The 26,349-nt window shown below is 63.9% G+C and carries 25 protein-coding genes; 10 read left to right on the forward strand and 15 right to left on the reverse strand.

Annotated features, from left to right (window positions below):
• Positions 1-61: 61 nt before the first annotated feature.
• From DH08_RS05330 to gcvA (DH08_RS05340), 3 genes are all read right to left on the reverse strand, one after another.
• Positions 62-1,441, reverse strand: a complete 1,380-nt coding sequence (locus tag DH08_RS05330) for a hypothetical protein (RefSeq protein ID WP_210328545.1) — start codon at positions 1,439-1,441, stop codon at positions 62-64.
• A 293-nt stretch (positions 1,442-1,734) separates the two neighbouring features.
• Complete coding sequence (gene pncB, locus DH08_RS05335; RefSeq protein WP_192178238.1) at positions 1,735-3,039, reverse strand: nicotinate phosphoribosyltransferase; 1,305 nt, start codon at positions 3,037-3,039, stop codon at positions 1,735-1,737.
• Between the two features lie 136 nt (positions 3,040-3,175).
• The gene (gcvA, locus tag DH08_RS05340) at positions 3,176-4,150 is read right to left on the reverse strand and encodes a transcriptional regulator GcvA (protein WP_192178239.1); all 975 of its coding nucleotides are present in this window, start codon (positions 4,148-4,150) and stop codon (positions 3,176-3,178) included.
• Positions 4,151-4,413: 263 nt separating this feature from the next.
• Here gcvA (DH08_RS05340) and speB point away from each other — a divergent pair, with 263 nt between their 5' ends.
• The 8 genes from speB (at position 4,414) to DH08_RS05380 (ending at position 11,698) form a co-directional block, all read left to right on the forward strand.
• Positions 4,414-5,475 carry an agmatinase gene (gene speB / locus DH08_RS05345; RefSeq protein WP_192178240.1) on the forward strand — a complete coding sequence of 354 codons (1,062 nt, stop codon included), beginning with the start codon at positions 4,414-4,416 and terminating at the stop codon, positions 5,473-5,475.
• Positions 5,476-5,556: 81 nt separating this feature from the next.
• Positions 5,557-6,363: a transporter substrate-binding domain-containing protein gene (locus DH08_RS05350; protein WP_192178241.1), complete on the forward strand. Its 807-nt coding sequence runs from the start codon at positions 5,557-5,559 to the stop codon at positions 6,361-6,363.
• A 99-nt stretch (positions 6,364-6,462) separates the two neighbouring features.
• Complete coding sequence (locus DH08_RS05355; RefSeq protein WP_192178242.1) at positions 6,463-7,131, forward strand: amino acid ABC transporter permease; 669 nt, start codon at positions 6,463-6,465, stop codon at positions 7,129-7,131.
• A complete protein-coding gene (locus DH08_RS05360) occupies positions 7,128-7,775 on the forward strand; it encodes an amino acid ABC transporter permease (protein WP_006201831.1) in 648 nt (215 codons plus the stop codon). Before DH08_RS05355 ends, DH08_RS05360 begins: the two co-directional genes overlap by 4 nt.
• A 68-nt stretch (positions 7,776-7,843) precedes the next feature.
• On the forward strand, positions 7,844-8,932 hold the full coding sequence (locus tag DH08_RS05365; protein WP_428338283.1) for an ABC transporter substrate-binding protein: 1,089 nt from the start codon (positions 7,844-7,846) through the stop codon (positions 8,930-8,932).
• Positions 8,933-9,009: 77 nt separating this feature from the next.
• Positions 9,010-10,047, forward strand: a complete 1,038-nt coding sequence (locus DH08_RS05370) for an ABC transporter ATP-binding protein (protein WP_192178243.1) — start codon at positions 9,010-9,012, stop codon at positions 10,045-10,047.
• The gene (locus DH08_RS05375; RefSeq protein ID WP_192178244.1) at positions 10,044-10,898 is read left to right on the forward strand and encodes an ABC transporter permease; all 855 of its coding nucleotides are present in this window, start codon (positions 10,044-10,046) and stop codon (positions 10,896-10,898) included. Before DH08_RS05370 ends, DH08_RS05375 begins: the two co-directional genes overlap by 4 nt.
• Positions 10,895-11,698: an ABC transporter permease gene (locus tag DH08_RS05380; RefSeq protein WP_192178245.1), complete on the forward strand. Its 804-nt coding sequence runs from the start codon at positions 10,895-10,897 to the stop codon at positions 11,696-11,698. Before DH08_RS05375 ends, DH08_RS05380 begins: the two co-directional genes overlap by 4 nt.
• A gap of 56 nt (positions 11,699-11,754) precedes the next feature.
• On the opposite strand, the gene DH08_RS05385 is transcribed toward DH08_RS05380, so the two are convergent.
• From DH08_RS05385 to gcvA (DH08_RS05430), 10 genes are all read right to left on the reverse strand, one after another.
• Positions 11,755-13,158, reverse strand: coding sequence for an MATE family efflux transporter (locus tag DH08_RS05385; RefSeq protein ID WP_192178246.1), 1,404 nt, complete (start codon positions 13,156-13,158; stop codon positions 11,755-11,757).
• Between the two features lie 254 nt (positions 13,159-13,412).
• Positions 13,413-14,999: an FGGY-family carbohydrate kinase gene (locus tag DH08_RS05390; RefSeq protein ID WP_192178247.1), complete on the reverse strand. Its 1,587-nt coding sequence runs from the start codon at positions 14,997-14,999 to the stop codon at positions 13,413-13,415.
• Entirely contained in the window at positions 14,996-15,679 is a 684-nt protein-coding gene (locus DH08_RS05395; protein WP_192178248.1) for an HAD family hydrolase, read from the reverse strand. Before DH08_RS05395 ends, DH08_RS05390 begins: the two co-directional genes overlap by 4 nt.
• 18 nt (positions 15,680-15,697) lie before the next feature.
• The gene (locus tag DH08_RS05400) at positions 15,698-17,176 is read right to left on the reverse strand and encodes a mannitol dehydrogenase family protein (RefSeq protein ID WP_192178249.1); all 1,479 of its coding nucleotides are present in this window, start codon (positions 17,174-17,176) and stop codon (positions 15,698-15,700) included.
• A gap of 87 nt (positions 17,177-17,263) precedes the next feature.
• Complete coding sequence (locus DH08_RS05405; protein ID WP_192178250.1) at positions 17,264-18,034, reverse strand: L-iditol 2-dehydrogenase; 771 nt, start codon at positions 18,032-18,034, stop codon at positions 17,264-17,266.
• Between the two features lie 2 nt (positions 18,035-18,036).
• Positions 18,037-19,035: an ABC transporter ATP-binding protein gene (locus tag DH08_RS05410; RefSeq protein WP_192178251.1), complete on the reverse strand. Its 999-nt coding sequence runs from the start codon at positions 19,033-19,035 to the stop codon at positions 18,037-18,039.
• Between the two features lie 45 nt (positions 19,036-19,080).
• Positions 19,081-19,905 (reverse strand): carbohydrate ABC transporter permease, encoded by an 825-nt coding sequence (locus tag DH08_RS05415; RefSeq protein WP_120011784.1) that lies wholly within the window; start codon positions 19,903-19,905, stop codon positions 19,081-19,083.
• A gap of 11 nt (positions 19,906-19,916) precedes the next feature.
• Positions 19,917-20,789: a carbohydrate ABC transporter permease gene (locus DH08_RS05420; RefSeq protein ID WP_006201819.1), complete on the reverse strand. Its 873-nt coding sequence runs from the start codon at positions 20,787-20,789 to the stop codon at positions 19,917-19,919.
• Positions 20,790-20,927: 138 nt separating this feature from the next.
• Positions 20,928-22,238: an ABC transporter substrate-binding protein gene (locus DH08_RS05425; protein ID WP_192178252.1), complete on the reverse strand. Its 1,311-nt coding sequence runs from the start codon at positions 22,236-22,238 to the stop codon at positions 20,928-20,930.
• A gap of 205 nt (positions 22,239-22,443) precedes the next feature.
• The gene (gene gcvA, locus DH08_RS05430) at positions 22,444-23,352 is read right to left on the reverse strand and encodes a transcriptional regulator GcvA (protein ID WP_192178253.1); all 909 of its coding nucleotides are present in this window, start codon (positions 23,350-23,352) and stop codon (positions 22,444-22,446) included.
• A 110-nt stretch (positions 23,353-23,462) separates the two neighbouring features.
• On the opposite strand from gcvA (DH08_RS05430), the gene DH08_RS05435 reads away from it, so the two are divergent.
• Positions 23,463-23,648, forward strand: a complete 186-nt coding sequence (locus DH08_RS05435) for a hypothetical protein (RefSeq protein WP_192178254.1) — start codon at positions 23,463-23,465, stop codon at positions 23,646-23,648.
• A 21-nt stretch (positions 23,649-23,669) separates the two neighbouring features.
• On the opposite strand, the gene DH08_RS05440 is transcribed toward DH08_RS05435, so the two are convergent.
• A complete protein-coding gene (locus tag DH08_RS05440; RefSeq protein WP_192178255.1) occupies positions 23,670-24,629 on the reverse strand; it encodes a sugar-binding domain-containing protein in 960 nt (319 codons plus the stop codon).
• Positions 24,630-24,873: 244 nt separating this feature from the next.
• Between DH08_RS05440 and DH08_RS05445 the strand changes: the two genes are divergently transcribed.
• Positions 24,874-25,506: an HAD family hydrolase gene (locus DH08_RS05445; RefSeq protein ID WP_192178256.1), complete on the forward strand. Its 633-nt coding sequence runs from the start codon at positions 24,874-24,876 to the stop codon at positions 25,504-25,506.
• A 9-nt stretch (positions 25,507-25,515) separates the two neighbouring features.
• Here the strand turns inward: DH08_RS05445 and DH08_RS05450 are convergent, their stop codons facing one another.
• Positions 25,516-26,283: a class II aldolase and adducin N-terminal domain-containing protein gene (locus tag DH08_RS05450; protein WP_192178257.1), complete on the reverse strand. Its 768-nt coding sequence runs from the start codon at positions 26,281-26,283 to the stop codon at positions 25,516-25,518.
• Positions 26,284-26,349: the final 66 nt, after the last annotated feature.

Genomic DNA, 26,349 nt, shown 5'->3' on the forward strand with positions numbered 1-26,349 from the left:
AAATCACCAAAGCCCCGACGTGGCAAGCGAGGTTTGCCCAAAGGGATGTGGTCGCCTTGTGTCATCCCGCTGTCGGCGTGGCAAGCAGCCAAAGGCCGAAGACGGTATAGGCGATCATCAGCACGGTGAGCGGCAATTGGCTGAGTGCCGCACGCGACGGAACCGGGTGCAGCCGCCAGGCGAGACCATGGGCGACGAGCACTGCGAGCATATGGCCGGCGATGATGATGCCGGCCTGCAGATTCCACAGCCACCAGGCCGAGTCGGCACCCGCAACAATACCGGCTTCGATCTGCATGCCGGCGGTGCCAAACAGGTTCCAGCCGAGCGCAAACGGGTCGGACAGCGCGGCTACAGCATATTGGCCATCGACCAGCAGCGCGGTCAGATAGTGGGCGATGTGATAGGCGAGCGCGATCGGCACGATCGACCAGACCAGCAGACCTGCCGCCTCGCCGAGGGAACGCCGGCTGGCGGCAAGGCGCTGGCCGAGCACCACGGCCAGCAGGAATGCCACTGCCAGCAGCACGAATGTCAACACGAGGCCGAAACTGCCGACGCCGATCAGCGCGGTGCGGCCCGGATATTCGAGCGGATTGATGCCGAACAGGTCGAGCCAGAAAAAGGTTTTGGACAGGCCGTCGAAGGATACCGATGAGAGGGCAAGCAGCAGAAAGGCGATGCCGCCTGCCGACAGCGGCTCGGCCGCGCGCAGCTTGGCGCCCGGCCAGCAGACATTGAGCCGGCCGTCTTCATCGCGCTCGACTTTATTGCGCTCAAGGATGGCGAAACGCGCCACCATGGCGAAGAAAACCGTCAGGAACTCACAGCGGCGGCTCCAGGCGCGATAGCCGAAAACAAGCATGGCGATGAACGTCAGCAGCCAGTAGAAGCCGGCGGCAAATGCCAGCCGCGCCGGATCGTCGGGCGCCGGATCGATCAGCTCGAACCAGGCGTAGGCGAAGAACAGGATGACGGCCGGCCAGCAGCCGAGCCAGGCAGGCAGGCGCGTTTCCTGCGCCTCGTCTTCGCGCCCGATCAGGCGACTGATGATGCGCCATGGCCCATACCAGGGATTGAGCCACGACCAGAGATCGCCGAGCAGCCCCTGCAACATGGCCAGGCCCACCCACAGCAGCGTCCATATGACGAGGGGCAGCGGGTTGGAAAGCGGATCGCGGCTGCCGGACAGGCCGGCGGCGATCAGGATTGCGAAGCCGGCAAAGGAGATCAGGCTGGTGATCGTGCGAAAACTGTTGCCGAAGGCGAAGAGCGGCAGGCGCCGGCGCCAGAAGCGATCGAGGGTGTCCGGCGGCAACAGGGCCAGGACGAGGAAGCTGGCGGCAACGGCGAGCGCGCCGCCGGCGACGTAGTAGCCAGTCGGGAGAAGGAGGACATGGCCGCGGTCGGAAGCGTGGGCGAAGGCTGGGGTGGGAAGCATTGCGAGGGCAGGAGTTAGAAGCGCTAACCGGTGACGACGGTGCTCTACGGCGCCCCCCTCTGTCCTGCCGGATATCTCCCCCACTTGGGGGGAGATTGGCGCTTTCGCCGCCGGCTCTTCCCTTGCAGCGTCGAATGGCGAAGGCGGAGATGAGATCGCAATCTCCCCCCTTGTGGGGGAGATGTCCGGCAGGACAGAGGGGGGCGCGACGGAACTCAGCCTATCCAAATTTGCCATCCCGGACGCTGACGCCGGATCAAACCAGATGTCGGCGCAGGCTGCCGTCCGACTCCTCACACCTTAACCAGCTGCTCCACGCGATCCTTCGCCCCGAAAATCCTGAGATACCGCTCGATCTCCTTCAGGTCCCCCGTAGCCTTGGCCGGGTTGTCGGACAGCTTGACCGCCGGGCGGCCATTCGCCTCGGTGACCTTGCAGACCAGCGATATCGCATCGAGGCTGTTGGTCTCCGTCGGCGCGCAGCCTTCGAAGTCGTTGGTCAGATTGGTGCCCCAGCCGAAAGACATGCGCACCTTGCCCTTGAAGTGGCGGTAGGTCTCCTCGATGGTCTCGACCTCCAACCCGTCGGAGAAGATCAGCAGCTTCTGCCTGGGATCCTTGCCCCTCTCGCGCCACCAGGAAATGATCTTCTCGCCGCCTTCGATCGGTGGGGCGCTGTCGGGGCGGAAGCCGGTCCAGTCGGCGACCCAGTCCGGCGCGTCGCGCAGGAAGGAGGCGGTGCCGAAGGCATCGGGCAACACGATCAGGAGATTGCCGCCATAGTAGCGCTGCCAGTCCTGCAGCACCTTGTAGGGCGACTGTTTCAGTTCCTTTTCGGAATTGGCGAGCGCTGCAAACACCATCGGCAGTTCATGCGCGTTGGTGCCGAGCGCTTCGAGGTCGTTGTCCATGGCCAGAAGCACGTTGGAGGTGCCGGTGAAGGCCTCGCCGATGCCTTCCTTGAGCGCCTCGACACACCAGCGCTGCCACAGGAAGGAATGGCGGCGGCGCGTGCCGAAATCGGAGATGCGGATGCCGGGCAAGGCCTTCAGCCGCTCGGTCTTGGCCCACATCTTGGCCTTGGCGCGGGCGTAGAGCACGTCGAGCGCGAAGGGGCCGAAGGCGCGCATGGCCGCGCGAGATCGGAGTTCATTGATAATAGCCAGCGCCGGGATCTCCCACAGCGTCGTGTACATCCACGGGCCGCTGAAGGAGAGCTCATACTGGCCGTTGCGCTTGGACAGCTCGTAGTCCGGCAGCTGGAAATCTTCGAGCCAGGCGAGGAATTCCGGTTCGAAGATCTGCTTGCGGCCATAGAAATTGTTGCCACCCAGCCAGATCATCTCCTTCTTGGAGAAGCGCAAGGTGCGGGCGTGGTCGAGCTGGTCGCGCAGCTCCGCCTCGTCGATCTCCTCGGCGAGGCGCACCGAAGTGGTGCGGTTGATCAGCGAGAAGGTGGCGTCCACCTTGGGATACATGCCCCAGATCATCTGCAGCATCAAAAGCTTGTAGAAATCGGTGTCGAGCAGGCTGCGGACGATCGGGTCGAGCTTCCAGGTGTGGTTGTAGACGCGCCGCGCTATATCGGTCTTTGCCATATCTCGATGCCGCCTTCGCTGCTCGCTTCCCGCGAAATGCCTCTTAGCATTGAATTTTTGAAAGCGCCTCCCGCTTTGCGGCCTGGCCCGACAAAAAGCGACCGCTGCGCAAGCGCCGGGTTTACTTGAAACGGCCTCAAGAAGCGCTCTTGGCGCCGATGACCCGCAATGCCGGACGCTTCCGGCGGATGCCGATGCGGCCGGCCACCGGCGCGTCGGCGCGGCCGTCGGCCTGTTCCTTCTCGGCAAACAGCCAGTCGATGAACAGCTGCACGATCGGTGCCGAGCGCATCTCATTGCGGCAGACGACGTAAAAATCGTCGACCGCCGGCACCGACAGGCTGAACGGCGCGACCAGCAGGCCCCTGGCGAGCAGCGTGCTTGCCGTCACGGAATCGCCAAGCGCCACGCCATGGCCATGCACCGCCGCTTCGGTCGCCGTGCGGGCATCGCCGAGATGGTGGCGGCGGCCGCGCTCCAGATCGAGCCCATCGGCGGCCGCCAGCCAGGTATGCCACTCGCGGCCGTCATCGCCGTGCAGGAAGACATGGTCCGCGAGATCGCGGACGGTGCGGATCGGACGGTTGTTGATCAGCGTCGGGCTGACCACCGGGAACAATTCCAGACCCGACCATTTACGCATCCAGCAGTCGCTCCAGCTGCCGTCGCCATAGTGCACGCAGACATCGATATGCGGCGCGCGGATGTCCCTGGGATCGTTGGACGGGACAAGCGTCAGCCTGATGTCGGGATATTGCGACATGAAGCTGCCGAGCCGGGGCGCCATCCACAAAAGCAGCAGCGCCGGCACGCAGGAGACCGAGAGCGTGCCGGCACTGGCCGGCCTGGTCATGCGCTGGGTGGCGGCGGCGATGCCGTCGAAGGCGCTCGACACCGCCGGCAGCAGTTCGGCGCCGTGCGGCGTGAGTTTCACCCGCTGTCCGGCGCGCTCGAACAGCTTGACGCCGAGCGATTGCTCGAGCGCCTTGATCTGGTGGCTGATGGCGCCGTGGGTGACATTGAGCTCGGTCGCCGCCTTGGTCAGCGAGGCATGGCGTGCCGTCGCCTCGAAGGCGCGCAGCGGATTCAACGGGGGCAGACGCTTGGCCATCGGCACTCGCTAGAGCACGATCCCGAGGCCGGTTTTCGGACAAGATCGCGCGCCAAATTGATTGTGAGATTTTCTCACAGTAATCACACTAACAATATCAATTGATTTTTCAATCCAGCTGCCGGACACTTTGCAGCAGAGCAGCATCAAGACGTGAAATTCGAAGGCAGCCAGAGCGGGACAGCGGTCCGGCCGGATGGTGGTCAGTTCGCCAAGCGTCGCCGAGGCCTTTCGAGTCATCATTCAGACAGGAGGAGACCGACATGGGTTATGATCGCGGCAAGCTCGAAGCGTTGCGTCGCAAATATGGCGAGGGCCATGGCGGCGAGATGTTCGACCCGAAATTCCGCAAGGTCGCCGACAAGATCTTTTCCAAGAGCGGCACGCGGCTGGCACCCTATTCCGGCATCCCGACCTTCCTGGCCGCACCCTATCGCGAAATTGCCGCCGAGAATCCGGATTTCGGCGACCTGCAGGTGGCGATCATCGGCGTGCCGATGGATCTCGGCGTCACCAACCGGCCGGGATCGCGCTTCGGGCCAAGGGCGCTGCGCGCTATCGAACGCATCGGCCCCTACAACCACGTCCTGGAATGTGCTCCGACGCATGAGCTTCGGGTCGCCGACATCGGCGACGTGCCGTTCCAGAGCCGCTACCGGCTGGAGACCAGCCATGAAGACATCGAGCGCCGTACCAACCAGATCGTCGATGCCGGCGTGATCCCGCTTTCAGTCGGCGGCGACCATTCGATCAGCCATCCGATCCTGAAGGCGGTCGGCAAGAAGGCGCCGGTCGGCATGATCCATATCGACGCCCACTGCGACACCAGCGGCCTGTTCGACCTGACCAAGTTCCATCATGGCGGGCCGTTCCGCAACGCGGTGCTGGACGGCGTGCTCGACCCGTCGCGCACCATCCAGATCGGCATCCGCGGCGCGGCCGAGTATCTGTGGGAGTTCAGCTACGAATCCGGCATGACCGTGGTGCATGCCGAGGAGGTGACCGGCCTCGGCATCCCCGCCATCATCGAGAAGGCGCGCAAGATTGTCGGCGACGGCCCGACCTACATCTCCTTCGACGTCGACAGCGTCGATCCGGCCTTCGCGCCGGGCACCGGCACGCCCGAGATCGGCGGGCTGACGACGCGCGAGGTGCTCGAACTGCTGCGTGGCCTCAAAGGTCTCAACATCGTCGGCGGCGACGTCGTCGAGGTGGCGCCGCAATATGACGCGACCACCAACACCGCTCATGTCGGCGCGCAGATTCTGTTCGAGATCCTGAGCCTGATGGTGTTCAGCCCGGCGATCACGAGCAAGGGATCCTGACACTAGACAAATCGAAGGCGGCCGCCGCGCTGGAGCCGGCGGCCGGCCTCAAACAAACAAGCTTCCAGCAGGGGAACGACAATGACTTTTCACATGAAGCTCAAATCATCCATCGCCGCCGTGCTGATGCTCGGCGCGACCGGCTTTGGTTTCACCACTCAGGCCAATGCCGACGCGGTGGACGACATCGCCAAGGCCGGCGCCATCAATGTCGGCATCTTCTCCGATTTCCCGCCCTTCTCCTCGGCCAGCGCCGACATGAGCATCAAGGGTTATGACATCGACGTTGCGCAGGCCATCGCCGATTCCCTGAAGGTCAAGCTCAACCTAGTCAGCGTCACCGGCCAGAACCGCATCCCGTATCTGACCGACAAGCGCGTCGACATTTTGATGAGCGTCGGCTACTCCAAGGAGCGCGAGCAAGTGATCGATTTCGCCGCCGCCTATGCGCCATACTACATCGCCGTCATCGGCCCGGCCGCCCTTGCGGTCAAAAGCAAGGAAGACCTCGCCGACAAGTCGATCGCAGTCAACCGCGGCACGCTGGAGGACACCTCGCTGACCGAGGCTGCGCCGGCTTCGGCCGACATCCGCCGCTTCGACAACTACAACGCCGTCATCCAGGCCTTCATCTCCGGCCAGACCCAGTTGATGGTGGTCGGCAACGATGTCGGCGCCCAGGTGCTGGCCAAGCAGGACGCGCTGCAGCCGGAGCAGAAATTCCAGTTGCTCACTTCGCCTTCGCATATCGGCCTCAACAAGAACGAGGACCGGCTGAAGCAGGCGGTCAACGACGCGGTCGCCAAGATGCTCGCCGACGGCAAGCTGGATGAGAGCTCGAAGGCCTGGCTGAAGACGCCGCTCAATCCCGACAACCTCAAGGATTGATGCCAGAGTCGTTGATACTTAGAGCGGTTCAGCTTTTGATGAACCGCCGACCCGCTCTAAGTATTTGTTTTTACGCAATTCCGGACGGGACCTATCGTCATGGGCTACAGCCTCGACTTCGGCTGGCTTGCGGGTGCTGTGGGCGCGATCGCGCGCGGTGCGGCCACGACGATCCTGTTGATCGTCGTGACCACGTTCGTGGGAACGCTGCTCAGCATCCTCGGCGCGGCCGGCCGGCGAAACGGCCCGCTGCTGCTGAAGCGGGCGATTGGCGTCTATGTCGAGGTGATGCGCAACACGCCGTTCCTGGTGCAGCTGTTCTTCATCTTCTTCGGCCTGCCCAGCCTCGGCATCAGGCTCGATCCGATCCTGGCCGCCATGCTGGCGATGACGCTCAACATGGCGGCCTACACGATCGAGATCGTCGGCGCCGGGCTCGACGCTGTACCGCGCGGACAGACGGAAGCAGCACTGGCGCTCGGACTCAGGCCGCGCCAGGTGTTCGTCAAGATCGTGCTGCCGCAGGCGTTGAAGGTGATCTACCCGGCGCTGACCAGCCAGGTCGTCATCATGATGCTGGAATCCGCCGTCGTGTCGCAGATCGCCGTGCGGGAACTGACCTACGAGGCAGACATGCTGCAGGCACGCACCTTCCGCGCCTTCGAAACCTATTTCGTGGTGACGATGGTCTATCTGGCGCTGTCGATGGGCCTGCGCCGGCTGCTGGTGTCAGGCGGACGCCGCGTTCTCGGAGCCGGTGTGTCATGATCGAATTCACCTTCTGGGATATTCTGCGCAACCTCTTGCTCGCCGCGCGCTGGACGGTGCTTTTGTCGCTTGCCGCTTTCGTCGGCGGCGCGCTGGTCGGCCTGGTCGTGCTGTTCTTCAGGATCGCCAAGAACAAGTGGAGCCGGCGCATCGCTTCCGGCTACATCGCGCTGTTCCAGGGCACGCCGCTCCTGATGCAGCTGTTCCTGATGTTCTTCGGCCTACCGATGCTCGGCCTGCGCATCGAGCCGTGGACGGCGGCGGTGCTCGGGCTCACCTTCTTCGCCAGCGCCTACCTGGCCGAGATCTGGCGCAGCGGCGTCGCCGCGTTGCCGCAGGGACAGTGGGATGCCGGCGCCAGCCTCGGCCTCCACTATCTGCAGGAGCTGAGGCTGATCATCCTGCCGCAGGCGTTCTCGATCACCCGGGCGCCGACCGTCGGCTTCCTGGTACAGCTAATCAAATCGACAGCGCTGACCTCGATCATCGGCTTCGAGGAACTGGTCAGGACATCCAACGCCATCAACAACGCCACCTTCGAGCCGTTCAAGGTCTACGGGCTGGTGGCGCTGATCTTCTTCGTCATGTGCTTTCCACTGACGCAATATGCCCGCACGCTCGAACAACGAGCGGCGGCCCACTGACGCCAGGCGGCGAAACAGTGTGTGAAGGGAACCCGCCGGTTAGCCGGCATCAACTGAGGAGAAACGAGATGAACAGACTGATCGGAAAATCCCTGACACGGCGCGGCGTGCTTGGCGCCGGCCTCGCAACGGCAGGCATGCTCGCCATGCCTTCGATCCTGCGGGCGCAGGACAAGTCGCTGAAGGTCGGCGTCTATGGCGGCTACTTCAAGAAATCCTTCGACGAGCATGTCTTCCCGGATTTCACTAAGGCAACCGGTATCGCGGTGGAATCCGTCGCCGAGCCGACCGGCGAGGCCTGGCTGGTGCAGCTCGAACAGGCGGCCAAGGCCGGGCAGGCGCCGGCCGACCTTTCGATGATGTCGCAGGGCTCAACGATAAAGGGCCAGTCGACCGAATTGTGGACGCCGCTCGATACGTCGAAATTCAAGCACTACAACGACCTGCTGCCCCGCTTCGTCAACAAGTATCCGGACGGCCGCGTTGCCGGCATCGGTGCCGTTGCCTGGTGGATCACGCTGGTCACCAACACCGATGTCTACAAGGACGCGCCGACCTCGTGGACCGCACTGTGGGACAAGGCGAACGAAGACAAGCTCGGCCTGCTGGCGCTTGCCTCCAACTCGTTCCTGCTCGAAGTGACCGCCAAGACCTTCATGGGCGGCACCAACGCGCTCGACACCGAGGACGGGCTGAACAAGGCGTTCGAAAAGCTCGCCGAGGTCAAGCCGAACGTCCGCCTCTGGTACCGCGACGAGGCGCAGTTCGAGCAGGCCTTGAAGTCGGGCGAGATCCCGATGGGCCAATATTATCACGACGTCACCGGGCTCGCGGCCGCCGACGGATTCCATGTCCGCTCGACCTTCCCGAAGGAAGGCGGCATCCAGGATTCCGGCAATTGGGTGCTGTCGCGCGCCTCGACCAAGGTCGACGAGGCGCATGCCTTCATCGACTATATGAGCCAACCCTCGATGCAGGGCCTCATGTCGCGCAAGGTCGGCACGACGCCGACGCTCAAGAAAGAGGTGCTCGACCTCAAGCCAGAAGAGTTCGCCGCGGTGTCGTCGGACATCGAGCCGATCATCCCGCGCTACGACCTCTATACGTCGAAGGCCGACTGGATCAACCAGAAGTGGACCGAGCTGATCGTCGGCTAAGCCGACCTGCATTAACCTGACCGGCCGCCGGATAGCCTCCGGCGGCCCTGCAGTGCAATGCCTGAGAGGGGTGAGTCATGTCCGGATTGAACATCAACGCCATCACCAAGAAATTCGGCAGCTTCGCCGCCGTCGACAATGTCCAGCTCAACGTACCGCACGGCACTTTCGTGTGCCTGCTCGGGCCATCGGGTTGCGGCAAGACCACGCTGCTGCGCATGATTGCCGGGCTGGAGGAGCCGACCAGCGGCGCCATCGTGCTCGACGGCGAGGACATCACGCCGCTGCCGACGCACAAGCGCAATCTCGGCATGGTGTTCCAGTCGTTGGCGCTGTTTCCGCATCTTTCTGTCGGAGACAACATCGCCTATGCGCTGCGCATTCGCGGCGCCTCGAAGGAAGAGCAGAAGAAACGCGTCGACGAGTTGCTGAGCCTGATCCACCTGACCGGCTTTGCCGATCGCCCGGTGGCGAAACTGTCGGGCGGCCAGCGCCAGCGCGTGGCGATCGCCCGTGCCTTGGCCCTGTCGCCGAAACTGTTCCTGCTCGACGAGCCGCTGTCGGCGCTCGACGCCAAATTGCGCGAGGCCATGCAAGTGGAATTGCGCCAGCTGCAGCAGCGGCTCGGCATCACCACCATCGTCGTCACCCACGACCAGCGCGAAGCCATGACCATGGCCGACCTCGTCGTCGTGATGGGCCACGGCAAGATCCTGCAGGCGGCGCCGCCGATCGAAATCTACCGCAAACCGGCCGACGCTTTCGTCGCCGACTTCATCGGCATCACCAATTTGTTGCCGGCCGAAGTCGACAGCGCCGGGCGCACCACCATCCTCGGCACCGCCATTGCGGGTCTCGCCATGCCGGCGGGGCAAACCAAGGCCTCGGTGTCGATCCGTCCCGAGGACGTGCATCTGGGCGCTCCCGGCGGATCGGCAATCACCGGCGAGGTGAGTTTCGTGCGCGATCTCGGCGGCACCATCGAGACCTTCGTCGAGGTCGGCGGCACCAGCATCATCGCCGTGACGACGCCGCGCGAGCGGCATGACGTGCCGGTCGGCGCCAAGGTCGGCGTCACGCTGCCGCCCGCAAGCTGCGTGGTGCTCGGCTCATGAGACGCGAAGCTCCAAAGTCGGTAGCCGACTACACGCCGCTGTTCTTTCCGGCGCTGATGCTGATCGTCTTCTTCGTCGTGCCGTTCTCAACGATGATCGCGGTGAGCTTCTTCAAGCGCAATCCCGCCGGCTTCTACACGCCGGATTTCGTGTTCGACAATTACGCACGCTTCCTGTCGATGTTCTTCGGCGGCGTGCTCGGCTTTTCGCTGATGCTGGCGGTGCTGGTCGCAATCTGCTGCGTCGCCATCGCCTTCCCCTTCACCTATCTTTTGACGCGGCGCCCGCGCCGCGTGCAAACGCTGTGGCTGGTCGGGCTGTTGTCGGTGCTGTCGCTGTCGGAGGTCATCATCGGCTTTGCCTGGTCGACACTGTTTTCGCGCACCGCGGGCATCACCAATCTGTTCGTGGCGATCGGGCTGATGGACAAGCCGGTGGCGCTGCTGCCGACTTTCGGCGCGGTGCTGACCGGCATGGTCTACCAGGCGCTACCCTACACGATCCTGGTGCTCTACCCCGCGCTCGTGCGCCTCGACCCGACACTGCTCGAGGCGGCGCGCACGCTTGGCGCCTCGCCGGTTCGGGCCTTCTTCAACGTCGTGGCGCCGGCGCTCCGAAACACCATCGTGGCAACGCTGATCATGGTCTTCGTCTTTGCGCTCGGTTCCTATCTGTTGCCGCAGATCCTCGGGCGGCCGCAACACTGGACACTGTCGGTGCTGATCACCGACCAGGCGATCTATCAGTCCAACATGCCTTTCGGGGCGGCGATGGCGGTGTTCCTGGTGCTGATCTCGCTGGCGCTGGTTGGAATGACGCTGCTCGTCGGACGCAAGGAGAACGCGCTATGACCGAGACCTGGCTTCGCCGCTTCTATTTCGGCCTCGTCGCCCTGTTCCTGGCGGCGCCGCTCATCGTCGTTGCCGGCGTCTCGGTCAACGAGAAGCAGGACCTGGCTTTCCCGCCGGTCGGCTTCTCGCTGGCATGGTACGGACAGATCTTCACCGACCCGGAATGGCGGCTGGCGCTGATCCATTCGGTGACGCTCGCCGTCTGCTCGGCGGCGATCGCGGTGGCCATCGCACTGCCGCTGGCCTGGTTCCTGTGGCGGCGCATCGCGCCATGGGCGAACATTTTTCAGGTGCTGGGGCTCGCCCCTTTCATCCTGCCGCCGGTCATCACGGCGCTCGGCTTCCTCAGCTTCTGGGCAACGGTCGGGCTGTTCGGCCAGTTCTTCACCGCCATCATCAGCCATGCGATCTTCTTCGTGACGCTGCCGCTGGTGACGCTGTCGCTGGGCTTTGCCTCGATCGACCGCTCGCTGGTCGAGGCCGCCGCCACCATGGGCGCCGACGACCGCACGGTACTGAAGACTGTGGTGCTGCCGCTGATCCTCCCCTACCTCGTCTCGGGCTACGCCTTCGCCTTCGTGCTGTCGCTCAACGAATACATCGTCGCCTACATGACGATCGGCTTCACCACCGAGACGCTACCGATCAAGATCTTCAACGCGCTGCGCTACGGCTACACGCCGACCATGGCCTCGGTGTCGGTGTTCTTCGTCGCGGTGGCTGCCTTGGTGTTCGGCGCGATCGCCAGGTTCGGCGATATCCGCAGGCTACTCGGCGCGATGTCGTCCGACGGCAACTGAGCGAGCTTACGCAAACGAAAGCGGCCGCCGGAACCTGTCCGGCGGCCGCTTTGTTTTCAATGCCCGAAGGCGAGTGACGGCGCGATGCGATCACGCCGCAGCCAGCGCGCGAGCAGCAGGGCCGCCACCACCGCCAGCCCCGAGGCCAGGCCGATCCAGATGCCGACGCCGTGCAAGCCGAAATGGAAGGCGAGCAGCACGCCGAGCGGCAGGCCGACGCCCCAATAGCCGATCGCGGCATAGATCATCGGTACCTTGGTGTCGTGCAGGCCGCGCAGCATGCCGGCGGCCACCGCCTGCGCGCCGTCGAAGATCTGGAACAGTGCCGCAAACACCAGGAAAGACACGGCAAGCGCGATCACCCTGGCATTGGCCGGGTTGGTCAAATCGATGAAGGCGCTGATCAAGAGATGCGGCCACAGGATCATCACCAGACCCATCAGCGCCATGAACGAGACGCCGATGACGAAGGCGGTCCAGCCGGCGCGGGAAACCCCTTCCGGATTGCCCGCACCATGGGCAAGGCCGACCCGCACCGTCACCGCCTGGTTGAGGCCGAGCGGCACCATGAACGAGATCGAGGCGATCTGGATGGCGATGGCATGAGCGGCCAGCGAATCCGCATCGATCAGGCCCATGAGAAGCGCTGCCGCGTTGAAGATCGTCACCTCGAAGGCGAGGATGCCGGCGATCGGCATGCCGAGCCGCAGCAATCCCTTGAAGCGCGGCCAGTCGGCGCGCCAGAAGCGGCCAAACAGACGATAGCGGCGGAACTTCTTCTCCAGCATCACCACCGCCGCCATGCCGCAAAACATCAGCGTGCTGGAGAGCGTCGTGGCGAGACCGGAGCCGGCAATGCCCATCGAGGTGACACCGAGATTGCCGAACATGAACACCCAGTTGAAGAAGGCGTTGCAGGCGACGGCGACGAAGACGATGATCAGCGCCCAACCCGGCCGTTCCAGCGCCGAGATGAAGGAGCGCAGCACGATATAGCCGTAAAACGGCAGCACCGCCCATTCCAGCCAGCGCAGATAGATGCCCGCCTGATGCGCGAGTCTCGGCTCCTGGCCCATGGCCAACAGGATTGCCTCGCCGTGCCAGAGCGCGATCCAGATCGGAATTGAGATCAGGATCGCCAGCCAAAGGCCCTGGCGCACGGTGCGGCGCAGGTCGCGCACCGAATGGCGGCGGCGGCCGAGTTCGGTCGCCATCATCGGCGAGGTCGCCAGCATCAGGCCGAGGCCGAAGATCAGCGGCATGAAATAGAGATTGGCGCCCAGCGCGCCGCTGGCCAGCGTATCCGGCCCTAGCCTGCCCATCATCATGACGTCGGTGGCGGTCATGGCCGTCTGGCCGAGATTGGTCAGCACCATCGGCCAGGCGAGCGCCAGCGTCGCCGTGATTTCCTGACGCCAAAGGTTTTCCGGCGCGCGAGCGCCGGCTTCGATCGCAGACATTGTCCTGCTCTTTCCGATTGCGGCGCGTCGGGACCTTGCCCGGAAGCCGCACTTCAAACGGCAAAACCTTCGGTTTCGCAGCGTTTGCGCCGTCTATTGAACGAAATGCGACGTGAAGGCAAGGGAGGAGGAGCGGGCAGCTATTGAGCCAGAGCTTGAGCGGTTCAGCGTTTCACGGAAACGCAGAACCGCTCTATCTTTGTTTTGACGCAATTCCGGACGGAAAACCGTTTCACACTTTTCCTGGAATTGCTCTAGCGGATCGCGTCCAGCGCCTGCCGCTGGCGGTGCATCTCCAAAAAGATGCGGTAGTCGCGGTCGAAGCGGGTGCCGGCGGCCGGGTTGGCGGCGCGCTTCCTGCCGCCTTGCTGCATGGCGACGCAGGCGGCGTTGAGGTCGGGGAAAAGCCCGGCGGCGGTGGCCGCGACCATGCCGGTGCCGAGCAGCACCGCCTCGTCGGCCAGCGGTTCGACCACCGCGCAGCCGGTGGCATCGGCATAAAGCTCCATCAGCAGCGGGTTCTTGGTGTGGCCGCCGGTGACATGCAGCGTGTCGATCAAATAGCCGTTCTCGTTCAGCGCCTCCAGCACATGGCGCACGCCGAGCGCGATGCCGACGGCGGTGCGCCAGTAGAGCTTGCACAGGCTGTCGAAGGAGGAATCGAGTGTAAGCCCGCTGACGACGCCGACCGCATGCGGATCGGCCAATGGCGAGCGGTTGCCGTGGAAATCCGGCAGCACATGCAGCCTTGCCGCGAGACCCTCGCCCTCGGTGGCGCGCAATTCAGCGACGCGGCGCGCGATCCTGGCGTGCATGGCGGCGTCGGGCTCGCCGCCGGCGCCGTGCCAGCGGATGATGTGGTCGAGCAGCGCGCCGGTCGCCGACTGGCCGCCTTCCGACAGCCATAGCTTCGGTAAGGCTGCGCCATAATACGGGCCCCAGACGCCGGCGAAGGGCTGCGGGTCGGGCGACATCGCCATGACGCAAGAGGAGGTGCCGGCGATCAGCGCCAGATGGCGGCTGATATTGCTGTCGTCGCCGGCGAAACCGCCAAGTACGCCGAGTGCGCCGGCATAGGCGTCGATGACGCCGGCACCGACCCGGCATTTCTCCGTCAGGCCTAGCTCCGCCGCCGCCTCCGGACTGAGCGGGCCGATATCGGCCCCCACAGGACTGGCCTTCTCCGGCAGATTGCCGTGCTCGAAAAGATCGCCAAGACCGACCGTCGCGAAGAAATCGCGCCGCCAACCGGTCTCCTCATGCGCGAGATAGGTCCATTTGGCGGTCAGCGTGCATTGCGAGCGCGCCAGCGAGCCTGTCGCCTTCCAGGTCAGGAAATCGGTGAGGTCGAATAGATAGCCGGCTTCATTCCACGTTCCGGGCAATTTGCGCTTCAGCCACATCAGCTTCGGCGTCGCCATCTCCGGTGACATGACGCCGCCGATATAGTCGAGCACGGCATGGCCGCTTTCCGTACATTCGTCGGCCTCGGCGATGGCGCGGTGGTCGAGCCAGACGATGGTGTCCCAGCGCCGCTCCCCGGTCACCGACACGCTGAGCTGGCCGCCTTGCCTGTCGCGCACCACCAGCGAGCAGGTGGCATCGAAGGAGATGCCGACAATGTCGTCTGCCGCCACGCGGGCCTTCTCGCGGGCAGCGCGCACGGCGATGCACACGGCAGACCAGATATCGCGCGAATCATGCTCGGCGTGATCGGCCTTGGGCTGGTGCATGGCGATCGGGTGATCGGCGCGGCCAAGCAAGGTACCCCTGGTGTCGAGAATGCCGGCGCGGGCGCTCCCGGTGCCGACATCGACCGCGCAAACGAAACTGTTGGTCAAGATGCTTTTTCTCTCGCTCCCAGACCTGCAATCAGATCGGGCAATTGCAGCATGTCAGCGAATATAAAGTCCGGTTCACTCGACGCAAGCCGCGCTTTCAATGCCGGGTTGCCGGCATGCGAGCCGCCGGTGAAGGCAAAGACGCGCATGCCCGCCGCCCGCGCGGCGGCGATGCCGGCCGGACTGTCCTCGATGACCAGGCATTTGCGCGGATGGGTGCGCATGCTGGCGGCCGCGTGGAGAAAAAGGTCGGGCGACGGCTTGCCTTTGGCCACCATGGTGGCGCTGAACAGATGCGGCTCCATATGGCCAAGCAATCCGGTGACCTCGAGCGCGTAGCGAATGCGCTCGAGCGTGCCCGAGGAGGCGACGCAGAACGGCACGCCGAGCTTCGGCAGCACGTCCTTGATGCCGGGGATCGGTTTCAGCTCCTCGCGGAATTTGCGCATCAATTCGACGCGCATCGCGGTCAGATGCTGGTCGGAGATATCGAGCCCGAAATCGCGACCGAGGATCTCGCGGACGCTCTTCATGCTTTTGCCGAGGAAATGCTCGTAGGCGTCGTCTTCGCTGACCGCGCCGCCGGCAAGCGCGATCATGCCGAGCAGCGCCGAGACGGAGAGCGCCTCGCTGTCGACCAGAACGCCGTCACAGTCGAAGATGACCAGCTCGGGCGTCATTCTCTGCTTCCGTCGGCGTCAGAGCTGGCCGGCGATATAGCGCGTCAGCGTCTGCCGCGCGCCGTTCGCCCACAAAATGTTGAGCGCATGCGCGAACGCTTCGGCGAAGACCGGCGAGCGGCCGACATCGCCATAGATGTCCTCCATGGCAAGCCAGGCGGATGGCGCATCCTTCGCGGCCTTCGAGGTCGACTGCAGGCGGTCCCAGCTCGGATCGTTGGGTTCGATGACGGCGCCGCTGTCGGTGGCACCGAAGCAGTAGCGGCACCAGAGCGCCGATTCCAGCGCCAGCCCGGCGACGCTCTTTCCCGCCTTCAGCCGATCGGCAATCGTCGGGATGATGAATTTCGGCTGGCGATTGGAGCCGTCGAGACAAAGCCGGCGAATGGTGTCGCCGATCTTCGGGTTGGAGAAGCGGCGTTCGATGAGCTGGTAATAATCTTCCAGCACCGTATCGGGAACCGGCGGCACGGTCGGGATGATCTCGTCGCGCTCCAGCTTGGCGAGGAAGCCGCGCACCAGCGGCTCCTGCATTGCCTCGTGGACGAAATGGATGTCCATCAGCCCGGCCGGATAGGCGATCGTCGCATGGCCGCCATTGAGGATGCGGATCTTCATCAGCTCATAGGGGGCGACGTCCTTGACGAACTGCACGCCGACCTTTTCCAGCGGCGGGCGGCCGTCGGTGAAATGATCCTCCAGCACCCATTGCTTGAAGGGCTCGCAGAACACCGGCCAATTGTCCTCAAGGCCGAAATCGCTGACCAGGATGCCGCGCTCGCGGTCGGTGGTGGCCGGCGTGATGCGGTCGACCATGCCGTTCGGAAAGGCGACGTTGTCGCTCACCCAACTGGCGAGGTCTTCGTCGATCAGGCGGGCGAGGCCGATGACGCCGTCGGAGGTGACATGGCCGTTGTGAGGGATGTTGTCGCAGGACATGACGGTGAACGGCACGACGCCGTCGCTGCGGCGGTGCATCAGTCCGGCCAGGATCAGGCCAAAAACGGTCTTCGGCGTCGCCCCAGCCTGCGCATCGGCAACGATATCAGGGTGGGTCGGGTTGAACACACCGGAGGCCGGGTCGATGAAATAGCCCCCTTCGGTGATGGTCAGCGAAACGATCTTGATCGCCGGATCGGCAAGCCGCTCGATGATCGCCGTCGCATCGCCTGGCGTCAGGAAGTCGATCATGACGCCGGTGACGCGAGCACTCATATGGCCTGAGTCCTGCTCGACCACGGTGGTCAGCCAGTCCTGTTCCTGCAGCTTGCCCCGGCCGACCTTCTCGCCCTCGAAGACGCCGGCGCCGACCAGCGCCCAGTCATGGCCGACGCCCTGATTGAACAGGTCATCGAGATAGACGGCCTGGTGCGAGCGATGGAAATTGCCGACGCCGAAATGCACGATGCCGGCCTTGAGTGCGGCGCGATCGTATTGCGGGCCGACGACCTTCGGGGGAAGCTTGGCGAGAGTGGAAGACGAGAGTTTCACGGTCATCTGCTTTTACCCTTTGGCCGAACCCGGCCTTCGCGATCCCGGCGTCTTCTCCCCGCGGAGGTACGGGGAGAAGAGCGCCTTCGCCCCTCAACTCATCCACTGGCCGCCGTCGACATTGTAGGTCTGGGCGACAATGTATTCGGCGTCCTCGCTGGCCAGGAACACGGCCATGCCGGTCAAATCTTCCGCTTTGCCCATGCGGCCGTAAGGCACGCTCTCGCCGACCAGTCGCTTCTTCTCGCCCTTCGGCCGGTTCTCGTATTTGGCGAACAGCGCATCGACATCATCCCACATATCGCTGTCGACGACGCCGGGAGCGATGCCATTGACGTTGATGCGATGCTTGATCAGGTCGAGCCCGGCCGACTGGGTGAGCGAGATGACGGCGGCCTTGGTGGCGCAATAGACGGCGACCAGCGGTTCGCCACGCCGCCCGGCCTGGCTCGCCATGTTGATGATCTTGCCGCCCTTGCCGCGCGCGATCATCGAGCGGGCGGCTGCCTGCAGCATGAACAGCGTGCCGGCGACGTTGACCGAAAACAGCTTTTCGTAACTCGCCTTGGTGATCTCGACGATCGGCGCCAGGTCGAACAGGGCGGCGTTGTTGACCAATATGTCGAGCCCGCCCGTCCTGGTCTCGACCGCTTTCACCGCTGCCTCGATCGACGCGAGATCGCTGACGTCGAGCTTGACCGCATAGGCTTTCCCACCGATCTCCGAGGCCGTCTTCTCGGCGGCTTCGAGGTTGATGTCGGCAATCGCCACCGTGGCGCCTTCGCGGGCATAGGCTTCGGCGAAGGCCTTGCCGATGCCGCGCGCCGACCCGGTGATCAGCGCCGATTTGCCGGCCAGGCGCATGCTTACAGCGCCTTCCCGTCCGGGCCGAAGCGATGCAGCTTGGCCTTGTCCGGGGTCAGGTAGATGGTGTCGCCGTGATGGACGGCGAGCTCGCCGTCGGCGCGCACCGTCAGCGGCCCGACGCCGTCGGCCTGGACGTGCAGGAAGGTGTCGGAGCCGAGATGCTCGGCAACTCCGACGGTCGCTTTCCACTCGCCGGCCGTGGTCGAAATCTCCATGTGCTCGGGACGGATGCCGATCGTCTTGGCGCCATATTTGGCAGTCGGCGCGCCCTCGATCAGGTTCATCTTCGGCGAGCCGATGAAGCCGGCGACAAACAGGTTCTTTGGCGTCTTGTAGAGCTCCATCGGCGAGCCAACCTGCTCGATGTTGCCGGCATTGAGCACGACGATCTTGTCGGCCATGGTCATGGCTTCGACCTGGTCATGGGTGACGTAGATCATCGTCGTCTTGAGCTGGTGGTGCAGTTCGCTGATCTCGAGGCGCATGGTGCCGCGCAGCGCTGCGTCGAGGTTGGACAGCGGCTCGTCGAACAGGAAGGCCGAAGGCTGGCGCACGATGGCGCGGCCAATGGCGACGCGCTGGCGCTGGCCGCCGGAGAGCTGGCCTGGGCGACGCTCGAGATAGTTGGTTAGGTTCAAGACGCGCGCCGCGTCCTTGACCTTCTTGTCGATGGTCGCCTGGTCCTCGCCCGCCATTTTCAGCGGGAAGGCGATGTTCTTGGCCACCGTCATATGCGGGTAGAGCGCATAGGACTGGAACACCATGGCGAGCTTGCGCTTGGCCGGCGCTTCGCCGGTGACGTCGCGGCCATCGATGTTGATGGTGCCGCCGCTTGTGTCCTCCAGCCCGGCGATCAGCCGCAGCAGCGTGGACTTGCCGCAGCCGGATGGGCCGACGAAGACGACGAACTCGCCATTCTCAATGACCAGGTCGAGGCCGGGGATGATGGACGTCGACCCAAAGGATTTGGAGACGTTCTTGAGCGTGATGTTTCCCATGGTTTCCTCCCGGGGATTGGTGTCCGTCGTCCGCCTGCGGCGTTGTTATTTCACCGCGCCAAAAGTCAGGCCGCGCACCAGCTGCTTCTGGCTGAACCAGCCCATGATCAGGATCGGCGCGATCGCCAGTGTCGAGGCCGCCGACAGCTTGGCCCAGAACAGGCCTTGCGGGCTGGAGAAGGAGCTGATGAAGGCGGTCAGGGGTGCGGCTTCGGTGGTGGTCAGCCGGATCGTCCAGAACGCCTCGTTCCAGGCCAGAATGATGTTGAGCAGCATGGTCGAGGCGATGCCCGGCACCGCCATCGGCGTCAGCACATAGACGATCTCGTTCCACAGCGAGGCGCCGTCCATGCGCGCTGCTTCGAGGATCTCGCCGGGGATCTCGCGGAAGTAGGTGTAGAGCATCCAGACCACGATTGGCAGGTTGATCAGCATCAGCATGACCATCAGGCCGGCGCGGCTGTCGAGCAGACCCGAGTCGCGGAAGATCAGGTAGATCGGGAACAGCACGGCGACCGCCGGCATCATCTTGGTCGAGAGCATCCACATCAGGATGTCCTTGGTCCGCTTGGTCGGCGAGAAGGCCATCGACCATGCCGCCGGTATGGCGACGAGCAGGGCCAGGATAGTCGAGCCGACCGACAGCAGCACGGAATTCAAGAAGAACTTGAAGTAGCCGCTCTGCGCCTGGACTTCGGAATAGCTCTCGATGGTTCCGGACGGGATCAGGGCGAAGCCCTGGATCGCCTCCTGCTCCGACTTGAACGAGGTGATGATCGTGTAAAGGATCGGGAAGAAGATCAGCAGCGCGACGATCCATGCGGCAGCGGTCGCGATCGTCTTGTGCTGGGTGGTGACTGCACGTGCCATCTTAGCCTCCCTTACTTGTCCAGGTTCTTGCCGACGGCGCGCATGGCGAAGAAGGCGACGATGTTGGCGAGAATGACGGCGATCACACCGCCTGCGGATGCCTGGCCGATTTTGAACTCCAGCAATGCCTTCTGGTAGACGAGGAACGGCAGGTTGGTGGAGGCGTAGCCCGGGCCGCCATTGGTGGTGACCAGGATCTCGGCATAGACCGACAGCAGGAAGATGGTCTGGATCAGGATGACGACGGTGATCGCCCGCGACATGTGCGGCAGCGTCAGATAGATGAAGCGGCTGACGAAGCCGGCGCCATCCATCTCTGCGGCTTCCTTCTGCTCGCCGTCAAGCGACTGCAGGGCGGTCAACAGGATCAGCGTCGCGAATGGCAACCACTGCCAGGCGACGATGATGATGATCGCCAGCATCGGATGCTGCCCGAACCAGTCGATCGGCTGCATGCCGAAGAAACGCGCAATGTCGGCAAAGACGCCGTATTGCGGATGCATGATCATGTTCTTCCAGACCAGTGCGGCCACCGGCGGCATGACGAAGAAGGGCGAGATGACGAGGATACGGACGATGCCTTGTCCCCACATCGGCTGATCGATCAGCAGCGCCAGCGCGATGCCGCCGATCACCGTGATCAGCAGCACGCTGCCGACGAGGACAAGCGTGTTGAGGATCGACTGCAGGAAGGCCGGGTTGGAATAGAAAAGCGCGTAGTTCGAGAAGCCGACGAACCCGTCGCGGATCGGGTTGAGCGGGTTGTACTGCTGGAAAGAGAACCAAATGGTTATGACCAGCGGGACAATCATCCAGACGAACAGCAGCACCACGGATGGCGCCATCATGAAGCGGGCAAGCGAGCGGGTCTGCTGAGTAGCCATGACGGTCACCCTCCAAAGGTCAGCCAGATTTCAGAGTTGTGCCAGAATTTTCCGGGTTTTGAAGGTGGCCGCCCGAACTGGGATTCGGGCGGCCCCTGCCGGTCATGATGCGCGACCGGCTTCGGCACCGGGAGGAGCCTACTGGATGTAGCCGCCCTCGGTCATCGCCGCGGTGGCGGCGTCCTGGGCCTGCTTCAAGGCATCGTCGACACTCGACTGGCCGGCGAGTGCCGCCGAGAAGAGCTGGCCGACGGTGGTGCCGAGACCCTGGAACTCAGGGATGGCGACGAACTGGACGCCGACATAGGGCACCGGCTTGACGGTCGGATGTGTCGGGTCGGCGGCGTTGATGGAGTCCAGCGTCATCTTGGCGAAGGGTGCCGCCTTCTGGTACTCGGGATTGGCATAGAGCGAGGTGCGCGTTCCGGGCGGAGCATTGGCCCAGCCTTCCTTCGACGCGACGAGTTCGGCATAGCCCTTGCTGGTCGCCCAGGACACGAACTTCTGTGCCGCGTCAGCCTTCTGCGTGCCGGCGGGAATGGCCAGCGACCAGGCCCACAACCAGTTACCGCGCTTGCCGAGGCCATTGTCCGGCGCCAGCGCATAGCCGACCTTGTCGGCGACGGTGGATGCCTTCGGGTCGGAGACGAAGGAAGCAGCGACGGTGGCGTCGATCCACATGCCGCACTTGCCCTGCTGGAACAGCGCCAGGTTTTCATTGAAGCCGTTGGACGAGGCGCCCTCCGGCCCAGCGGCCTTCATCAGGTCGACATAGAACTGCAGCGTGTTCTTCCATTCCGGCTGGTCGAACTGCGGCTTCCAGTTCTCGTCGAACCAGCGCGCGCCGAAAGAGTTCGACATGGCGGTCAGGAAGGCCATGTTCTCGCCCCAGCCGGCCTTGCCACGCAGGCAGACGCCATTCACGCCATTGGCGCGATCGGTCATCTTCTCGGCGGCCTGCTTGATGAAGTCCCAGGTCGGTGCGTCGGGCATGGTGAGCCCGGCCTTCTCCATCAGGTCCTTGCGGTACATGACGAAGGAGCTTTCGCCGTAGAAGGGCGCGGCATAGAGCTTGCCGTCGACCGAAAGGCCGCCGGCGATGGCCGGGATGATGTCCTTGGCGTCATAGTCGTCGCCGAGCTTGTCGAGCGGCAGCAGCCAGCTCTGCTTGGCCCAGATCGGAACCTCATAGGTGCCGATGGTCATGACGTCGTACTGGCCGCCCTTGGTGGCGATGTCGGTGGTGACGCGCTCGCGAAGGACGTTTTCCTCGAGCGTAACCCAGTTGAGCTGGATGTCGGGATTCTTGCTGGTGAAGTCGTCCGTCAGCTTCTGCATGCGGACCATGTCGCCGTTGTTGACTGTGGCGATGGTGATGGATTCGGCGTGCGCGGCGAACGCAAGAGCGCTGGCCGACAACAGGCCCAGTGTGAGCGTGCGAAGTTTCATCAAATTCCTCCCATAAACCAAGATGAGCATTTGCCTTGGTTGTGAGCAATTACTCACTTGATGTTAATTATGTCAAGCCAGATTCGTTGCTGCAGCGCAGCACGACGCAGCCGCGCGGCGCCGGGCGCTTGAGGACGTAGGACGATGGATGTCGCGGCCGCGAAGCGGCGGATACCGGCGACGAGCCGCAGAGAAAACTGGCTGCCTACTGGCAGGCGATCTCGGCCAGGATCCAGTCACGGAAGGCGCGGATCTTCGGCACGTTGCGGCGCGCCTCGGGATAGACCAGCCAGTAAGCATGGCCGTCGTCGCCGACGAGGTCAAAGGGCTGGATGAGGCGGCCATCGGCAAGTTCGGTCTTGAACAGCGCTCTGGTCAGGATGGCGACGCCCTGCCCGGCGATGGCGGCATTGGCCTCGTAGGCTTGCGCACCCATGCTTGAGCCGGGACGAGCGGCAAGATCGTGGGACTGCACACCGGCAGCCGCGAACCAGTCCCTCCACCAGATATCGCTGGGGTCGAGGATGGGCAGACGCAGCAGATCGGCTGGCTCCTTCACGCCACCGATGCTCGCCGCCAGCTTGGGACTGAGCATTGGTGTGAAGTCGGCATCGAGAAGCTTGTGCACTTCCATACCCGGCCAGTTTCCGCCGCCCGAACGGATGGCGATGTCAATGTCCTCGCGAGCGAAATCGACGAGGCGGTTCGACGTGTCGAGCCGAACCGCCAGCGACGGATGCGCGAGCTGGAACGAGCCAAGATGCTGGGCCAGCCAGTTGGAGGCAAAGGTCAGCAGCGTCGATACGCAAAGCACGCCATCGGCGCCGGTGCGTGCGGCGGCATAGGCACCGCTCAACAGGGCGAACGCCTCGCTGACCGCCGGGGCCATGCGTTGCCCTGCCTCGGTCAGCACGATCTGCTTGGGACGGCGCAAGAAAAGAGGCCCGCCGACGCGCTCCTCGAGAAGCTTGATCTGATAGCTCGCGGCGGCTTGGGTCATGCCGAGCTCCTCGGCCGCCTTGGTGAAGGAAAGATGCCGGGCCACCGCTTCGAAGACCCGGATCGCCGCGAGTGGCGGGAGCTGGGAGAGCTGCCGTGGGTTGAGCTCGGGCATAAGGCCTCCTTATGGGCCGTGATCGACGTTTGATTGGAAGCGAGGGCCAATCGGGCCGATATCTGGGGTCGACGATCACTCTCGTCTAGACATAGCGGAGGCTGACGATCATGACCACGGTACAGGAAAAGCTGTCTTTCACGCCAGGCTACAGCTGGTTTTCGTGGCTGGCGCATGGATTTGCGCGGCACACGGCAAAGCGGCGGGCCTACATCGACATAAGGGAGCTGTCGCCGCATCTGCAGCGCGACATGGGTTTCCTCGACGGCAACGACCCTCACGGACCGTCCAAATAGGCTTGCCTGTCTTATGGAAAGTCAGCTGGCGGCCAGCAGCGCGGTTGCGGTTCGCTCATCGGTGATGAGGCCGTTGACCAGCCGCCGGTTGACCGCCGCCAGGATGCCCGGCAGCTTGCGCTCGCCCATGGCCAGCGCAATCACCAGTGACCTTTCACGCGACGGCAGCGCGGCCGACGACACGCGGTCGTTGGTGATGCCCTCGATCATGCGGCCTTCGCGGTCGAACACCCAGCCGACGATCTCGGCGATGCCGCCGGCTTTCTGCAGCGCCTTCAACTCGCTTTCCGAAATGAAGCCGTCCTCGTAGAGCGGTGCCTTCGGGCCGAGATCGCCGATGCCGACGAAGGTGACGTCGGCCTCTGCCGCGAGCGCCAGCGTCGGCTGGATCATCGGCTGGGCGAGCAGCATCTCGCGCTCCTCCGGCGAAGTGGCGATGACCGGCAGCGGCATCGGGAACGAGCGTGCCTTGACCCTGTCGGCCATGGTGAAGATGACGTTGTAGAAGGCGGCCGAGCCGTCGGGCGAGATGTTGCCGGTCAGCGACACCACCTTGTGCTGCGGACACTCCATCGGCGGCAACTGCTCGATCGCGGCCTTCAGCGTGCGCCCGGTGCCGATCGCCATGACAATCGGTTCCGGCGATCTCAGCCGCCTTTCGATCTCGGCCGCGGCCGCCTCGGCAACGCCGACGATGGTGGAAGAGGAGGTCGGGTCGCTCGGCACGACCTCGACCAGATCGAGCGCGAAGCGCGATTTCAGCCGCGCCGCGAGATCGAGGCAATTGGCGATCGGGTGGTCGACACGCACCTTGATCAGCCCTTCGGACACCGCCAGCGACACCAACCGCTGTGCCGTCTGCCTGGAGATGCCGAGCGTAGCAGCGATCTGGTCCTGTGTGTTGCCGGCGACATAGTAAAGCCAGCCGGCGCGCGCCGCGTCGTCCAACCGGTTGCTGCCACCATCTTGCCGCGAATTCACGTCCTGCCTCCCAAGCCCCGCTTAGTATGCAAGCGGGCGCTTTAGCTTACAAGGAATGGCGCCATGCGCAATTGTCTATCAAAAAGGGCAATTGCTTACGCCGTCTGATGCACCTGACCGGGGCCAGGCAGTGTAAGCCAGACCTCGGCGAAGACGCTGCAGCCTCATGAATATCGGGGATCGCGGGTTCGACGGTTTATCTCCGGACACAAACGCTTTATGGGGGTCACAAAAGGAGCCTTGCATGACGCCGAAAGCGGTTTTCTGGGATATGGACGGCACGCTGGTCGACAGCGAGCCGCTGCACGAGGCAGCTCTGGTGGCGGCGCTGCGCAGCGTCGGCATCGCGCCGCCGACCAATCTGCACGAGCGGGTGCTGGGCGTCGCCGCATGGCCTGTCTACGAGATGCTGTGCGGCGAGTTCGGCCTCGACCTGCCCTTCGACGACTGGATCGTGCGCAAATACGATCATTATCTGCCAATGGCCGAAACGCTGAAGCCGCGCCCCGGCGCGATCGAGATCTTCAACGAATTGCGCGAACGCGGCGTGCAGCAGGCGGTGGTGTCCAATTCCGACCGGCTGATCGTCGACGCCAACCTGCGCGCGGTCGGCCTCGTCTATCCAGGCATGAAGACGATCAGCCGCAACGATGTGCACGAAGGCAAGCCGCATCCCGAACCGTTCCTGCGCGCCGCCTTCCTGGCCGGCATCGAGCCGGCTGACGCCGCGGCGGTCGACGACAGCCGCACCGGCGCCATGGCCGGGCTGGCGGCGGGAATGCGCACGATGTTCTGGCCGGAGGCGCCGATGGAAGGCCCGCCAGGTGCGACCGTCATCAACAGCGCCGAAGATCTGCGCCGGGAACTCGGGCTTTGAAAATATCCCTCAGTTCCGGTAGACCGGCTCCTGCTCGTCGAGGATCGCCTTCAATTCGCTGAGATGACGCTCGGCCTGGCCGGGATAGTCGTCCATCTCGCTTGCCGTCTTCTCGGCAATGGCATCGGACAACATACGCAGCGGACGGCCGGTCCACAGCGCCTTGATGTAGGTCTCGGCGGCGCGCTCGAAATAGAACATGCGGTTGAAGGCATCGGCAACATTGTCGCCGATGACCAGCACGCCGTGATTGCCCATGACCATGACCTTGACCTTCGGATCGGTCAGAAGCTGCGAGCAGCGCTCGCCCTCCTCTTCGAAGGCCAGCCCGCCATAATTGGCGTCGACGACATGGCGGTTGAAGAACATGGCCGAGTTCTGGTCGACCGGCGGCAAGGTCGAGTCGGCGAGCGAGGCGAGCACGGTGGCGTGGACCGAATGCACATGCATGACGCAACGCGCATGCGGCACGTTGCGATGGATGGCGCCATGCAGGCCCCAGGCCGTCGGGTCGGGCGCATTGGGGCCGGAGAGCGTCTCGGGATCGTTGGCGTCGATGAGCAGAAGATCGCTCGCCTTGATACGCGAGAAATGCACCTGGTTGGGGTTCATCAGGAACTTGCTGCCGTCCTCGTTGACGGCCAGTGAGAAATGATTGGCCACCGCCTCATGCATGTTGAGCCGCGCCGTCCAGCGGAAGGCGCAAGCGAGATCGACGCGCTCCTCATAGAAGGGCAGATTGGTCAGCGGCTCTTTCTGCAGGCGGGCAATGCTCATCGAGAATACTCCGTAAAAGAGGCGAGGATGCCGCGCGCCTGACAAGCACGCAACCGGTTTCGTTTG

Source organism: Mesorhizobium amorphae, assembly GCF_014843845.1.
GTDB classification, from domain to species: Bacteria; Pseudomonadota; Alphaproteobacteria; order Rhizobiales; family Rhizobiaceae; genus Mesorhizobium; species Mesorhizobium amorphae_A.

Bases quoted from the DNA above. Each gene is read 5' to 3' on its own strand.
- DH08_RS05360 (WP_006201831.1), top strand. From the start codon at position 7,128: ATGATCGAATTCACCTTCTGGGATATTCTGCGCAACCTCTTGCTCGCC.
- gcvA (WP_192178253.1), bottom strand. From the start codon at position 23,352: ATGCCCGAGCTCAACCCACGGCAGCTCTCCCAGCTCCCGCCACTCGCG.
- DH08_RS05330 (WP_210328545.1), bottom strand. From the start codon at position 1,441: ATGCTTCCCACCCCAGCCTTCGCCCACGCTTCCGACCGCGGCCATGTC.
- DH08_RS05450 (WP_192178257.1), bottom strand. From the start codon at position 26,283: ATGAGCATTGCCCGCCTGCAGAAAGAGCCGCTGACCAATCTGCCCTTC.
- DH08_RS05445 (WP_192178256.1), top strand. From the start codon at position 24,874: ATGACGCCGAAAGCGGTTTTCTGGGATATGGACGGCACGCTGGTCGAC.
- DH08_RS05425 (WP_192178252.1), bottom strand. From the start codon at position 22,238: ATGAAACTTCGCACGCTCACACTGGGCCTGTTGTCGGCCAGCGCTCTT.
- DH08_RS05410 (WP_192178251.1), bottom strand. From the start codon at position 19,035: ATGGGAAACATCACGCTCAAGAACGTCTCCAAATCCTTTGGGTCGACG.
- DH08_RS05380 (WP_192178245.1), top strand. From the start codon at position 10,895: ATGACCGAGACCTGGCTTCGCCGCTTCTATTTCGGCCTCGTCGCCCTG.
- pncB (WP_192178238.1), bottom strand. From the start codon at position 3,039: ATGGCAAAGACCGATATAGCGCGGCGCGTCTACAACCACACCTGGAAG.
- DH08_RS05350 (WP_192178241.1), top strand. From the start codon at position 5,557: ATGACTTTTCACATGAAGCTCAAATCATCCATCGCCGCCGTGCTGATG.
- speB (WP_192178240.1), top strand. From the start codon at position 4,414: ATGGGTTATGATCGCGGCAAGCTCGAAGCGTTGCGTCGCAAATATGGC.
- DH08_RS05405 (WP_192178250.1), bottom strand. From the start codon at position 18,034: ATGCGCCTGGCCGGCAAATCGGCGCTGATCACCGGGTCGGCGCGCGGC.
- DH08_RS05370 (WP_192178243.1), top strand. From the start codon at position 9,010: ATGTCCGGATTGAACATCAACGCCATCACCAAGAAATTCGGCAGCTTC.
- DH08_RS05365 (WP_428338283.1), top strand. From the start codon at position 7,844: ATGAACAGACTGATCGGAAAATCCCTGACACGGCGCGGCGTGCTTGGC.
- DH08_RS05375 (WP_192178244.1), top strand. From the start codon at position 10,044: ATGAGACGCGAAGCTCCAAAGTCGGTAGCCGACTACACGCCGCTGTTC.
- DH08_RS05355 (WP_192178242.1), top strand. From the start codon at position 6,463: ATGGGCTACAGCCTCGACTTCGGCTGGCTTGCGGGTGCTGTGGGCGCG.
- DH08_RS05385 (WP_192178246.1), bottom strand. From the start codon at position 13,158: ATGTCTGCGATCGAAGCCGGCGCTCGCGCGCCGGAAAACCTTTGGCGT.
- DH08_RS05435 (WP_192178254.1), top strand. From the start codon at position 23,463: ATGACCACGGTACAGGAAAAGCTGTCTTTCACGCCAGGCTACAGCTGG.
- DH08_RS05415 (WP_120011784.1), bottom strand. From the start codon at position 19,905: ATGGCACGTGCAGTCACCACCCAGCACAAGACGATCGCGACCGCTGCC.
- DH08_RS05400 (WP_192178249.1), bottom strand. From the start codon at position 17,176: ATGACCGTGAAACTCTCGTCTTCCACTCTCGCCAAGCTTCCCCCGAAG.
- gcvA (WP_192178239.1), bottom strand. From the start codon at position 4,150: ATGGCCAAGCGTCTGCCCCCGTTGAATCCGCTGCGCGCCTTCGAGGCG.
- DH08_RS05420 (WP_006201819.1), bottom strand. From the start codon at position 20,789: ATGGCTACTCAGCAGACCCGCTCGCTTGCCCGCTTCATGATGGCGCCA.
- DH08_RS05395 (WP_192178248.1), bottom strand. From the start codon at position 15,679: ATGACGCCCGAGCTGGTCATCTTCGACTGTGACGGCGTTCTGGTCGAC.